Origin of the sequence: Prevotella sp. P4-119 (assembly GCF_002251345.1) — a bacterium.
Lineage (GTDB): Bacteria > Bacteroidota > Bacteroidia > Bacteroidales > Bacteroidaceae > Prevotella.
The window spans coordinates 224,043-238,824 of the sequence record NZ_NPJB01000084.1 but is presented as its reverse complement, the minus strand read 5'-3'; the positions used below and the strand labels follow the sequence as shown (position 1 = coordinate 238,824).

Sequence of the window (14,782 nt, the reverse complement as noted above, 5' to 3'; positions counted from 1 at the left end):
CCAAGGAGTTTGCGGGAGAGATTTAAAATGTATTGTGTTGTTTATGAGATACACGCCGGCAAACGATGACAAATCTGTTTTTTTTTAAAATAGCAGGCGAACCCCAAAATCAAAAACAAGGATTACCGCCGCAGGCGTCAATTGTTTAAAAGAAACATTAAAAATACTGAATGAAAGAATTTGTTATTTCAGAAGTCAAGGCCGAAACCGCCGTACTCGTGGGACTTATCACTCAGGAGCAGGATGAGGCAAAGACCAAAGAATACCTTGACGAACTGGAATTCCTTGCCGATACAGCAGGAGCCGTCACCGTGAAACGCTTCACACAGAAGGTGCAAGGCCCCAGCCAGGTTACCTATGTGGGTAAGGGAAAACTGGAAGAAATCAAGCAATATATCAAAATGCAAGAGGATGCTGCCGACGACGACCCTACCGGCGAAACCCAACCTGTAGGTATGGTGATATTCGATGATGAGCTGTCTGCCAAACAGATGCGCAATATCGAGGCTGAACTGAAAGTAAAGATTCTCGACCGCACCTCGTTGATTCTTGATATATTCGCCATGCGCGCACAGACTGCAGAAGCTAAAACACAAGTAGAATTGGCACAGTATCGCTATATGTTGCCTCGTCTGCAACGCCTGTGGACCCACTTGGAACGCCAAGGCGGCGGCTCTGGTAGCGGTGGTGGTAAAGGTAGTGTTGGTCTTCGTGGTCCTGGTGAAACACAGTTGGAGATGGACCGCCGTATCATTTTGCACCGCATTACGCTATTGAAACAACGTTTAGTAGAAATCGACAAGCAGAAAACCACCCAACGTAAAAACCGCGGTCGCCTGATTCGTGTAGCCTTGGTGGGATATACGAACGTAGGAAAATCGACCATGATGAATCTGCTTTCTAAGAGCGATGTGTTTGCAGAAAACAAGCTATTCGCCACGCTCGATACCACAGTACGCAAGATGGTTATCGACAATCTCCCTTTCCTACTTGCCGATACAGTAGGTTTCATCCGTAAGTTGCCAACCGACTTGGTAGATTCCTTCAAATCCACTCTTGACGAAGTGCGCGAGGCCGATTTATTGGTACATGTGGTAGATATCTCGCATCCCGACTTTGAGGAACAGATAAAAGTTGTGGAGAAAACCTTATCCGATTTAGGCTGTGCCGACAAACCGTCAATGATTGTATTTAACAAGATTGATGCCTACACCTGGATAGAAAAAGAGGCAGACGACCTCACTCCCTCTACCAAAGAGAATGTGACACTCGACGAATTGAAGAAAACCTGGATGGCAAAAATGCAGGGAGACTGTCTCTTTATATCAGCCAAAGAAAAGCAAAACATCGACACGCTTCGTGATATCCTCTATCAAAAGGTTCGCCAACTCCATGTACAGAAATATCCCTACAACGATTTTCTCTATCAAGTAGAGGAATAAGAAGCATTGTGAGCAGAAACGTCATATAGAACATACAACAACAAAGTAAAGCATGTACAATCAAACACAGATAGAAATGAGAGATTACAGACAATTGACCCAAGAGGAAATAGACGTCCTCGAACGGAATAACTGCTGGGCAGAAAATTGGGAAAGCGTTAAAGTGGCAGATGATTTCTCACCATACGGATTCCACCGCGTGATGTTTTATGGCGACATTCGGCTTGGCGTATTCGACCTTCAAGTAGAAGTCACAAAGGGATTTACCAAACATGCAGGCATTAACGATGCCACACTTCGCAACGTAACCATTGGTGACAACTGTCTGATAGAGAAGATTGGCAATTTCATCAACAACTATACCATCGGCGACAACTGTTATATCTCTAACGTATCAACAATGGAGACGACAGAGGGAGCCACCTATGGTGAAGACCACATGATATCGGTGCTAAACGAAATGGGCGATGGTAACTTGGTGCTTTTCCATGACCTCAACTCCCAGTTAGCCGCTTTCATGGTGAAACACTTCAACGATAAGGTATTAAAAGAGAAGATTACTCGTCTCATCCGCGAAGAAGTGCGTTTCTCCCTTCCCGACCGTGGTACCATCGGCAACAATGTAAAGATTATCAATACCAAGGAGATTACCAATACGGTTGTGAAAGATGACTGTGAGATCAATGGCGCATCACGATTGAGCGATTGCACGATCCTCAGTTCGAAAGATGCCTCTGTATATATTGGCACAGGTGTAATCTGCGAAAACTCCATCATTTCCAATGGTTGCAGTATCACCAATTCTGTCAAGATGCAAGACTGTTTTGTAGGCGAAGCCTGTCAGGTGGCCAACGGATTCACAGCCCAAGCCAGCGTCTTCTTTGCCAATTCCTATATGGCCAACGGTGAGGCATGTGCTGCCTTTTGCGGACCATTCTCAGCCTCCCACCACAAATCAAGTTTGCTCATCGGCGGCGAGTTTTCGTTCTATAATGCCGGTTCAAACACCAATTTCTCCAACCATGCTTACAAAATGGGACCATTACATTACGGCACTCTGGAGCGCGGCACCAAGACGGCCAGTGGTGCCTATGTCCTTATGCCAGCAAAGATTGGAGCCTTCTCCGTATGTTTCGGCAAACTGATGAACCACCCCGACATGCGTTGTCTGCCTTTCGCCTATCTGCTGGCTTACGGCGACACCATGTATATCGTACCTGGACGCAACATCACCACGGTAGGTCTCTACCGCGATATCAAGAAGTGGCCCAAGCGTGACAAGCGTGCCGCCTCCTGTCGTAAGAGCATCATCAACTTCGACTGGCTATCACCCTTTACCGTGGGCGAAATCGTGCAAGGCAAGAAAATCCTTGAAGCACTTCGCCAAGCCGGAGGTGACAACGTATCTTCATACAACTACCATGAATACATCATCAATGCCACATCGCTACGCAAAGGCATTAAGTATTACGATATTGCACTTCGCATCTATATGGGTGCCGTTCTAAAGCGCGCCATCAAAGGCGGATTCCTCGGCAAACCAACATCAGATATCGGTTTGGGCCACTGGACAGATCTCTCAGGCCTTCTCTTGCCCATCAGCGAAGAGGAACGACTTATTGATGATATCAAGAATGGCAACATTGAAAGCATCAAAGAGATTCTCGACCGCTTTATCGATATCGACAACCACTATCGCCAATACCAGTGGACCTGGACCTATCGCCTCATTCTCGACTACTATGGACTCGACGAACTGAGCGATAGCGACCTGCCCCGCATCCGCGAAGACTATATCCGCGCACGTCGTGCATGGGTGGCAGAGATTCGTAAGGATGCCGAGAAAGAGTTTGCCATGGGCGATGTAGAACAGTCTGTCTTCGATGATTTCATCACAAAACTCGATCACGAAATAGACTTTGAAGACTAAGCCGATACGATAGCTAAGTGTTGCAGCGACGCAGAACAACAAAAAGACAACTCACACGCTTCTCAATCCGCAAACATCGGAAGTAGGCAAAACATCTGGAAGAATAACAGAACAAAATATAAAACATCCGCATATGCAATTAAAGAGTATCCTCTCCCTGTTGGCACTTGCTGTTGCCACCACAGCGGCAGCCAAGGACTACAAGTTTGAGACCGTCAGCGGCGACATGACGAAAACCCGCATCTACACGCTTGACAACGGTCTGAAGGTTTATCTTAGCGTCAACAAAGATAAGCCACGTATTGAGGCACACATCGCCGTTCGCACCGGTTCGAAGAACGATCCTGCCGAAACCACGGGTCTCGCCCACTATCTGGAGCATCTGATGTTTAAAGGCACCAACCATTTCGGTACCAATAATGCCGAATCCGAAGCACCATTGCTTGCCGACATCGAGGCTCGTTATGAGCGTTACCGCCAACTGACCGATGCCATGGCACGCAAGCAGGCCTACCACGAGATAGACAGCGTGAGCCAAATAGCAGCCCGCTACTTCATCCCCAACGAGTATGACAAACTCATGTCAACCATCGGCGCACAGGGTACCAATGCTTATACCAGCAACGATGTGACCTGCTATACAGAAGATATTCCCTCCAACGAGATTGACAACTGGGCCAAGATTCAGTCTGATCGTTTTCAGAATATGGTAATTCGCGGCTTCCATACCGAACTTGAGGCCGTTTATGAGGAGTACAATATCTATCTCACCGACGATAACGACAAACTTTGGAGCGCCATTGGCAAGAAACTTACCCCAACCCATCCCTATGGCACACAGACTACCATCGGTACCCAGAATCACCTGAAGAACCCTTCCATCACCAATATCAAGAACTATTTCAGGAAGTGGTATGTGCCCAACAATATGGCGATCTGTATGGCTGGTGATTTCGATCCCGATCAGGTAGTAGCCATCATCGACAAGTATTTCGGCACTATGCAACCCGGTCAGGATGTCAGCCAACCAATATTCCCTGCCCAACCAGTATTGACCAGTCCGTCCGATACAACTATCGTTGGTCAGCAGGCAGCCTTTGTCTGTGTGGCATGGCGTGGCGAAAAGGCAGCATCTCTGCAGTCCGACACCCTTGACGTCATTTCTTCTATGCTGAGCAACGGTCGTGCCGGACTCTTCGACACAAACCTCAATCAGCCTATGAAGGTTATGGCAGCACAGGCTTTCTGTCAAACTCAACAAGACTATTCCAGCTTTGTGCTCTATGGCGTTCCCCGTCAGGGCCAGACACTGGAAGAGGTAAAGGATCTGATGGTAGCCCAATTGGATAATCTGAAGAAAGGAAACATCGACGATGACCTGTTGCCTTCTATCGTCAACAATCTCAAGCGCAAATATATGCAAGCACTCGACAACAACAGATGGCGCGTCTCAGAGATGGTCAACTCGTTTGTCAATGGCGACAGTTGGCAACAGCATGCCAATAGCATTGCACGCATTGAGAAGATGACAAAGCAGGATATTGTGGCTTTTGCCAATCGTTTCTTCACCAACGGTTATGCTGTAATCTACAAAACACAGGGCACCGACAGTCTTGCCAAGAAGATTGACAAGCCTGCCATCACTCCTATTCCTGCCAACCGCGACATGGTGAGCCAGTTTGTGAAAGACATTCAGAACACAGAGGTGACGCCCATCCAACCCGTCTTTGTGGATTTCAAGAAAGACCTGACCCTTGCCACCACCAAGAAAGGCATACCCGTTGTCTATAAGAAGAACACCGATAATGGTCTCTTCTATCTCGGTTTCGCCTACGATTTCGGTAATCAAGACGACAACCGTTACGATATGGCAAGCAACTATCTGAACTATGTTGGAACCGACAAATACTCGGTGGCAGAACTTAAACGCAAGTTCTACAAGCTGGGTTGTGACTATGGAATTAGTGTATCTGGCAACCGTATCACCATCCGTCTGAACGGCTTGAGTGAGAACATGGCAGAAGCACTGTCACTGATGGAGAATGTGCTCCAAAATGCTCAAGCCGACCAAGCATCCTACGACCAGTTCGTATCGCTCATCTTGAAAGAGCGCGACGATGACAAGAAAGACCAACGTAACTGCGCCGAACATCTATACGCTTATGGTGTATATGGTAGCCGTAATATCTATACCGACATGATGAGTGCCGACCAGTTGCGCAATACCAATCCACAGGAGTTGCTCGATCTCATCAAAGGTCTCCGCAACATGAAGCATGAGCTCTACTACTATGGTCCGATGGAGTTGAAAGACATGACAGCCGTTATCACAAAGTTGCACGCCACTCCCAAAAAACTTCAGGACGTGCCCCATGCCACTCCCTATCAAGCCACTCAGACTCCAACAAACGAAGTGTTGATGGCACCGTTTGATGCCAAAAACATCTATTTCCGCATGTACCACAATGAAGGCCGTCCCTTCAATCTTGCCGATGCAGGAAAGATTTCCGTATTCAACGAATACTTCGGTGGCGGTATGAACAGCATCGTATTCCAGGAGATGCGCGAAGCACGCGGTCTTGCCTATAGCGCCGGAGCCGTATATACCCGCCCTTCAAAGAAGAGCGACAAGGAGAGTTTCTTTGCAAATATCATCACTCAAAACGATAAGATGGGCGATTGCATCAGCGAGTTCCACAACATTCTCGATACCATCCCACAGAGCGAAGCAGCCTTCAATATTGCCAAGGATGCCGTCATCAAGCGTCTTGCCAGCCAGCGCGTCACCAAGTCATCGGTTATCGACCGTTACTTCAGCATGCGCAAATTGGGATTCGACTACGATATCAACGAGACCATCTACAAGGATGTACAGCGAGTAACGCTACAGGACATTGTGAATTTCGAGAAATCACAAGCAGCCGGTAAACCCTATCGCTACATGATCCTTGGCAATGACAAAGAGCTCGATATGAAGGTTCTGGAGCGCATAGCACCAGTAAAGAAACTCACTCTTGAGGATATCTTCGGTTATTGATAAACCAATCAACAGGTATTAATTATTCATTATAAAAAACTAAACGAATATGAATCCAGAATTCAAGTATGCCCCTATGTTCCAGTTGGGCAAGGACGACACTGAGTACAGACTGCTCTCGAAAGAAGGCGTCAGCACAGCTGAATTTGAAGGTAAAGAAATCGTAAAAGTATCGAAAGAAGCCCTGACGCTGTTGGCTCAGCAGGCATTCCACGATGTAGAGTTTATGCTGCGTCGCGCCCACAACGAGCAGGTAGCCCAGATTCTTACCGATCCTGAATCGTCTGAAAACGACAAGTATGTAGCCTTGCAGTTCCTGCGCAATGCCGAAACAGCTGTCAAAGGTGTTCTTCCTTTCTGTCAGGACACCGGCACAGCCATTATCCATGGTGAGAAAGGTCAGCAGGTATGGACCGGATTTGAGGATGAGGAAGCCCTCAGCCTTGGTGTATATAACACTTTCACACAGGACAATCTGCGTTATTCTCAAAACGCCCCGCTCAACATGTACGACGAAGTCAACACCCGTTGCAACCTTCCCGCACAGATTGACATCGAGGCTGCAGAGGGTGCCGAATATCGCTTTGTGATGGTTGCCAAGGGTGGTGGTTCTGCCAACAAGACCTACTTCTACCCTATGACCAAGGCCACCATTCAGAATGAAGGCACGCTGTTACCATTCCTCGTAGAGAAGATGAAGAGCCTCGGAACTGCTGCATGTCCTCCTTACCACATCGCATTTGTTATCGGTGGAACTTCAGCAGAGAAAAACTTGCTGACAGTGAAACTGGCAAGTATCAAGTACTACGACAACCTGCCTACCACTGGTGATGAGACAGGACGCGCTTTCCGCGATATCGACCTTGAGGCAAAACTCCTCGACGAAGCCCACAAGATTGGACTGGGTGCACAGTTTGGCGGTAAGGCTCTGGCTCACGACATCCGCGTGATCCGTCTGCCTCGCCACGGCGCATCATGCCCCATCGGTATGGGTGTCAGCTGTTCGGCAGACCGCAATATCAAGGCTAAGATCAACCGCGACGGTATCTGGTTGGAGAAGATGGATGAGAACCCCACAGAGCTTATCCCTGAGGAACTGCGCAATCCGGGCGAAGGCACCAAGGGTATCGAGATTGACCTCGACAAGGGTATTGATGCTGTTCGTGCCGAACTGTCTAAATATCCCGTATCTACTCGCGTCAACCTGAAAGGTACCATCATCGTGGCACGCGACATCGCCCATGCCAAGCTCAAGGCACGCCTCGATGCAGGTGAAGACCTACCACAGTATTTCAAAGACTATCCCGTGCTCTACGCTGGTCCTGCTAAGACTCCAGAAGGTTATCCTTGCGGTTCAATGGGACCAACCACAGCCAACCGCATGGACCCATACGTTGATGAGTTCCAGGATCACGGTGGTTCACTGGTGATGATAGCCAAGGGCAACCGTTCACAGATGGTTACCGATGCTTGTCAGAAGCATGGTGGATTCTATCTCGGCACTATCGGTGGTGTGGCTGCTGTACTGTCTCAGTCGAGCATCAAGAGCATCGAATGTGTGGAATATCCCGAACTGGGTATGGAAGCCATTTGGAAAATCACTGTTGAAGACTTCCCCGCATTCATCCTTGTTGACGACAAGGGCAACGATTTCTTCAAGCAGTTGAAGCCTTGGACACCTTGCAAAGCCTAATGGCAATATGGGGTTCTAAGCTATAACCCAACTCCTTACAAAAGAGGAAAACATGTTGATTTACTCGGCAATTCCACGTGAATTGCCGGGTAAATCAATTTTTTATTGCCTAAATGCCTGTTCCTCTTTCAGACAATAGCGCAACACGCAAAGATACCATAAGGGCATATATTTTTTTCAGTTTTCAATAATATTCGACCACACGACCACACATAAAGCTCAAAGCGCTACAATTCAACAACTTAAGCTGTGGTCGATGGCGGTTGCTACGGTATTTTCGACCATGCTTCGACCACACTATAAAAATTGTTGGCAACACGACCATCTTCAAAGCGAACGATATTTTCAGAGTTTTTCAAACCGCTGATAAAAGTATTATCAAACGTTGGATAAATGTATTATCAAACGTTGGATAAAAGTATTATCAAACGTTGGATAAAAGTATTGTCAAACGTTGGATAAAAGTATTATCAAACGTTAGAAAGAAGTCTTTTCAAACATTGGAAAGAAGTCTTTTCAAACATTGGAAAGAAGTCTTTTAAACGTTAGACAAAAGTATTGCCAAATATAGGGCCAAGGTATTGCCAAACATTTGGTAAACATTTTCAGCATCATGATTTACTCTGGCAAAATACAAACATCGTCTTTATGTCAACCTCACGCTTACAACAAACAACACTTGTGGTGGTCGAAAGGTGGTCGAAAACAACCATCAAAAACGATTCGACCACCAACATAAGACAATATTGCTCAACCTGTTACAACACGCTGGTGGTCGAGTGGTCGATTTCTTGCGACATCGCGTGCGCGTGCGCGTATAGAAATAAAAGAGGTTCGTCCGACAGCATCGGACGAACCATCTTATATGTTTAGATGTTATCTTGCAGGTTACAGTCTATCAGTCACGCTGATAGTCGAAGCTATCCACATCGACCCATCCACCTGTCTGACGTGTGGCAAAGTTATAGATAGCGAAACGTGTGCCCATAAACAATCGGCGATAATCATAAATCATACGGAAATCTTTGATGGCATCTGTCCATTGTTTACCATCTGCGCTGTACGACAGTGTGGCAAGGTCTTTGCCCAATCGGAAGTCGCACGCCATGCGCAACCAAACCTCTTTGCCCTTGAGTTCGCGACGGAACACTTCCTCTCGCTTTACACCCACAACAGCTTTATCCTTATCGGTCAACTCCACCGACTCTTTCGTTGCTACAATATATAGGCGTTTGCCTTTCTTCACAACCGACAGTAAGGCTGCATCGCCTTGGAAGGCAGAGAGTCCAGCCACGTCGCCATCCTTCATATTGCTCAGATCCAGATGTATTGTTCCTTGGCATGCAGGACCCTCGGTACGGTTTGTCAGCGTATTGGGAGCAAGGAAGATGTGTGGTGCGATGCGTGATGTCTTCAGTCGGAGCCAACCTTTGCGATCGGTCAGCGACCATGCCTCATCCACTGGATTGTGGTTCCACTGCCATTGCAGCGCCAACTTATCGCTGTCAAAATGGTCGCTATAGACTATGGATTTCTTCTCAAATCCCTTCACAGGAACAGGCATTAAATAGGGAATCTTACCATCCCAATCGGTCAAGATAGGCCATCCGTCGAGCCAGCGAACGGGTTCGAGCGTTGGTGTGCGCCCCACTCCGTCACGGTCTTGGAAGATGATAGCATACCAACGTCCGTCGGGTGTATCGACAATGGTGCCTTGTCCCACACCGCCTTTACCTCCAAATTCGGTTTCAAGAATAACCTTTTTCTCGTATGGACCGTAGATATGGTCTGCACGATAGCACACTTCACGACGCGGATGTCCATTGGTCAAAGATATCATCAGCAGGTAGTATTTACCATTGTGCTTAATCATGCGAGAGCCTTCAAGTAGGTTGGTTTCGGTTTTATCGCGTTTGAAAAGTATATGATGACTGCCTTCTACCACATCGGTCAAATCGTCATTGAGTTGCATGATTTCTCCTGTACCATACACGATATAGCCCTTTCCGTCATCGTCGAACATCAACGTAGCGTCGTGGAAGTGTCGCATACGGCTATGAATGGTCCATTCTCCCTCTGCACGGTCAGCCACACAGAGATAGGTTTCACCGTCAGAATTATCGTTTGGTGCAAAGAGTGCATAGAATTTACCATTGTGATATTTCAGCGAAGTGGCCCACTGACCACGCCCATAGACAGTACCTTCGCGCATATCGTAACGTGGCGAGCCGGTCAGTCGGGGGAAGATATAGTTGACAATCTCCCAGTTGACCAGATCTTTCGAAGCCATGATAGGAGCTCCGGGCATGAGATGCATGGTGGTGCTGACCATATAATAGGTGTCACCCACACGAATCACATCGGGATCGGGCACGTCGCTCCACAGCACAGGATTGTGCATCATACCTTCTGCTGCCACTTGATTCTGATCGAAACGCCACCAGTCGAAGGTGAAGAGTTTGAGACCTTTCAGGCCTTTGAATACGAAATAGAGATCGTGTTTGCCCACAAGAGGACGCTCTACAAGTGTCTCTACAGTCTGCCACTTCTCCCATCCACCGGTATAGGGCACTTTCACTTGTGCCACAAGTGGACCTGTCACGCTGTCGGTACGCACTTCAAGCCATCCGCCTTGTAGGGCGCTTGCCACACGAGCTTCGAAACGCAACGGTTGTTGCTGACCGAAATCCACTTCACGCACTTTGATATAATCGCCATTATGAATATCTGAAAGATACACACCGGTATCTTCATTCCACTCTGACTTAACGCCCTTCGACCATGCCATAGTCTCTGCTTCCACACGATTGTATGGGCAAAGGGTACCTATAGGACGCACTCCTTCGGCTGTAGCATTGATGATAGGGAATGTTCCATCTGGTTGATAGGTAAACTCTTCAACTGCTACGCTGCGACCAAAGCCACCTCCCAACTTGCCGGTATGATAGAAGAAATAGGAATGTCCCTTGAAATCAGCTACACCACAATGGTTGGTAAACGAACCTGTGTCCTGCAGTGGCATGATGTTGCCCATGTATTTCCAAGGTCCTGTAGGCGTCTTGCTCATAGAATAAGCAATATGTTCGGGCACTCCACCTGCGGCATAGAGCATGTAATAGTTGTTGCCACGCTTACTAATCCATGGACCTTCAGTATAGCAATCTTTGTATTTTACATTTTTGTCGCGCTTTTCCATATCGGGAGCGCCGAAGCCTTCAACACGCTGTTCGATGCGTTCCACTTCGCCACGGATAGATATCATATCATCGTTAAGACGGGCACAGTAGAGATGCGGATTGCCCCAATAGAGGTATGCCTGACCATCGGTATCTATCAAAACCGTGGGGTCTATATTGTCCCACGAACCGTTATCGAATAATGGTTTGCCTAAGGCATCACGGAAAGGACCTGTCGGTGTGTCGCCTACAGCCACACCGATAGCCATGCCACCGGTTATTTTGGAGTGGGCACAGACATACCAATAATACTTTCCATTGCGCTCGATTGCCTGTGCTGCCCATGCACGGTCGTCAGCCCAAGCAAATGACGATTGATTGAGTGGTGAACCATGGTCAGTCCAGTTGACCATATCGGTTGAAGAATACACACGCCATTCATTCATCCAGAAGAAATCGGCATGGTCTTCATCGTGGCCGGTATATACATAGATGCGGTCACCACACACCAAAGGAGCTGGATCGGTAGTCAGCTGGGTTTGAATAATAGGATTCTGTGCCAAGGCTGCAGTAGAGGATGCCAAAGCTATGGCGAGAAAAAGAATGTTGTTGTTTGATTTCATCGTTTTATTTCTTAAAAAGGTGTGGAACAAACTGGCGAAGACAACGACGCCAGGTGAGCCATTCGTGGGCAGTACCCTTCGACTCATAATAAGTAACATTGATGCCAAGGGCCTTCAGGTCGTTGACCATCTTGCCTGTACCGAAGTTTTCCTCCGTACCGCAACCCATGAACATATACTTCATCTGCTTGTTGAAACGGTCAGCATCGGCAAACACACCGTTGTGACAGGTCTTTACATCAACACCGAATATGGCACCACTAAAGGTTCCAAGATATGCAAACCGGTCGAGATGGGTCAATACGGTATTGAAACTTTGGAAACCGCCCCAAGACAGTCCTGCCATTGCACGACTTTCGCGATCGGTTTTAGTACGGAAGGTCTTGTCTATCATCGGGATGAGGTCGTCGTTGAGAACCTGATAGAACGATGCACCATAACCGTTGCGCGATGCATCAGGAGTCGCTCCACCCTTAGGTACGAAGGGCGCTTTCACATCACCACTCTCCATAACAACTATCATGGGCACACACTCGCCAGTGGCTATCAGATTGTCGAGAATATGGTTCATGTGGCCTTGATGACTCCATCCGGTTTCATCTTCACCCATGCCATGCTGCAGATAGAGCACAGGATAGCGCTTGCTCTTATTACGTTCGTATTCGGCTGGCGTATATACCATGGCGCGACGGAACTTGCCTTGCGAAGCTGCAAAATAAGTGCAAGAGCGTACTTGTCCCTGTGCCACGCCCTGTTGGGGATGGTAATAGTTACCCTCGTCACCTTCAGGAACATCCAAACCGCTCATCAGACGGTGGCATCCGAAATAAGTATCACAAGCAGGATCAGTAACCGAGACACCATCTACATTGAAGACATAATAGTGGAAACCAACAACCAACGGATCGGTCACTCCATACCATTCGCCGTTGGAATCGCGCAACATGGGATATTTCTTGCCACAGATATCTACCTTCACATCACGTGCTTCGGGAGCATGCAGACGGAAATAAGCACGATGCTGGGCATCAATGCGAGGAAATTCGTTGCCTTCAATAGCATTTTCTGCCAAACTACCTTTTTTGGCAGAAGCATGCATCTGCTTGGGGGCACCCAATAGTTGAAGCATTACATCGGCATAGCGTTTGCCAAGGATTCGATAGCCTTCCGCGGTGAAATGCAGTCCATCGCCACGCTGAGGGCAATCCTTCGACGATATCACATGAGCGGTTGGTATGGTCTTGGCAATATCATCTATGATAGCATTGTGTGAACCACAGTGTCCTCCCTGATCGGTCTGAACCACCTCGCCCATCAGCAATGGGACGTCGACTGCTTGCAGGCCGAGGTCGGCAAGAATATCATCATAGACCGTTTTTACACGTGCTGGCCATGTTGGATCGGCAGTATTGGTCTCACCCTGATGGAAGAGTATTCCCTTAATGACACCTTGCTTCATGGCCTCACGAGCGGCTGCTATCAAACAAGCATAAGGGTTGCCATCATAGCGGCGAGCAAAGTTTTTCATCCAATCGGGCTGTTTCTTGAGGTAATCGCTATAGAGGCGCTTGTCAAACAGGTCGATGCTGGCGCCGCCAACAGCTGCCATTACCACACCCACCCTGACTTCTTCGGGCAGAAAATCCACCATGCGACGACCGAAGTAATCGGCAGGAGTAAGACCTGTCTGAGGTGCTACCAATGGCGGAACAGCTGTGCGCCATTGGAATTTGTGCCATCCAGCCTTTTCATCGTCAAATACATTCATCGACACAAAGCGGGGATTTACACCTACACGGTCACATGCCTCAGGAGTGGCATTGCCTTCCATGTTTGACTGTCCCAAGCAGAGATAGATTTGGAAATTAGGATCTACTCCAACCGATAAGACCGTCTGGTCTGCTGACGATGCACTGACATGCAATATCATCAACAGCAACATACTGATAATAAGTTTGAGTCTTTTCATCATTATTGGTATTTTAGGTTTGAATTAGTATCACTACCTGCCGTCCCATGACAAACGCACTGTGGATTTCTTCATACAGTCAGCAGTCAGCGCAACGGCTTTCGTTTGCAAATATAGCAATTATTCCACGTGCGGTCTTTGTCTTATGTTACACCTTTTATCCAAAATTGTTCATGAGGTCAAAAAATAGTTTTCAAATACCCAAAAGCAACAGATGATGGTAGGGATAATAATATTCCTTCCACACCATAGGTGCAACTGGGAATAAATGAATATATCAGTCGTGCGACACTATGAGAAGGCCGCTTCTGTTGACAGTTACTGATCAGGATCACCCAAATAATGGTATTCCTGCACATTGGGATTCTCACCCAAGTCATCATCGGTAATAACCGGTGGAGTGATAATATGTGTCTTGTTGTAGTTCTTGATTGGACTGACAAATAGTATCAAATCCTTATAACTCACCGTAGGAATGACAACACCAAACACACCGATACCGACACGGACGCCACTGGGATGAATATTATTAATAATGTGTGCGGTAGAATAGAATGGATGCTGGTATACTTCCAAACGGTTAAACTTCTTGTAAGCAGCAACGACATCACTGTCGGAGGCTAACTCACCGGCAGTTGTGAAGATGTTGCAGAAGTTGTTGACAACATCATCAACGCCATCTGCCTTGATGCTATCGTTTTCCTGGAGGCATTCGCGAATGTTGTCTTCCATCTCATCGAGCATCTGCTGCTTTGTAGGACGGGTAATCAATGCCACAAACAGCAACAGTGCCATCATCAGCAACAGGATTATAATCTTGCCGAAACAACTGTGATAGAACTCTTGCAGAAGGTTCTGATTGGTCTTGTATGATTCTTTCTGATTGGCTGCCATGGGTATATGTTTATTAGT

The 14,782-nt window shown here is 47.4% G+C and carries 7 protein-coding genes; 4 read left to right on the top strand and 3 right to left on the bottom strand.

Annotated features, from left to right (window positions below):
* The first annotated feature begins 170 nt into the window (after positions 1-170).
* The 4 genes from hflX (at position 171) to CIK89_RS10440 (ending at position 8,102) form a co-directional block, all read left to right on the top strand.
* Entirely contained in the window at positions 171-1,442 is a 1,272-nt protein-coding gene (gene hflX, locus CIK89_RS10455) for a GTPase HflX (protein ID WP_094391293.1), read from the top strand.
* A 76-nt stretch (positions 1,443-1,518) separates the two neighbouring features.
* Positions 1,519-3,372, top strand: a complete 1,854-nt coding sequence (locus CIK89_RS10450; protein WP_094391313.1) for a DUF4954 family protein — start codon at positions 1,519-1,521, stop codon at positions 3,370-3,372.
* A 133-nt stretch (positions 3,373-3,505) separates the two neighbouring features.
* The gene (locus tag CIK89_RS10445; protein WP_094391292.1) at positions 3,506-6,409 is read left to right on the top strand and encodes a pitrilysin family protein; all 2,904 of its coding nucleotides are present in this window, start codon (positions 3,506-3,508) and stop codon (positions 6,407-6,409) included.
* Positions 6,410-6,458: 49 nt separating this feature from the next.
* Positions 6,459-8,102, top strand: a complete 1,644-nt coding sequence (locus CIK89_RS10440) for a fumarate hydratase (protein ID WP_094391291.1) — start codon at positions 6,459-6,461, stop codon at positions 8,100-8,102.
* Positions 8,103-9,000: 898 nt separating this feature from the next.
* Here the strand turns inward: CIK89_RS10440 and CIK89_RS13860 are convergent.
* The 3 genes from CIK89_RS13860 to CIK89_RS10420 all read right to left on the bottom strand — a co-directional run bounded on the left by CIK89_RS13860 (position 9,001) and on the right by CIK89_RS10420 (position 14,764).
* Entirely contained in the window at positions 9,001-11,901 is a 2,901-nt protein-coding gene (locus CIK89_RS13860; RefSeq protein WP_254046668.1) for a family 43 glycosylhydrolase, read from the bottom strand.
* A gap of 4 nt (positions 11,902-11,905) precedes the next feature.
* Positions 11,906-13,831, bottom strand: coding sequence for a sialate O-acetylesterase (locus CIK89_RS10425; RefSeq protein WP_371593433.1), 1,926 nt, complete (start codon positions 13,829-13,831; stop codon positions 11,906-11,908).
* Positions 13,832-14,188: 357 nt separating this feature from the next.
* Positions 14,189-14,764 carry a hypothetical protein gene (locus tag CIK89_RS10420; RefSeq protein WP_094391290.1) on the bottom strand — a complete coding sequence of 192 codons (576 nt, stop codon included), beginning with the start codon at positions 14,762-14,764 and terminating at the stop codon, positions 14,189-14,191.
* Positions 14,765-14,782 lie beyond the last annotated feature (18 nt).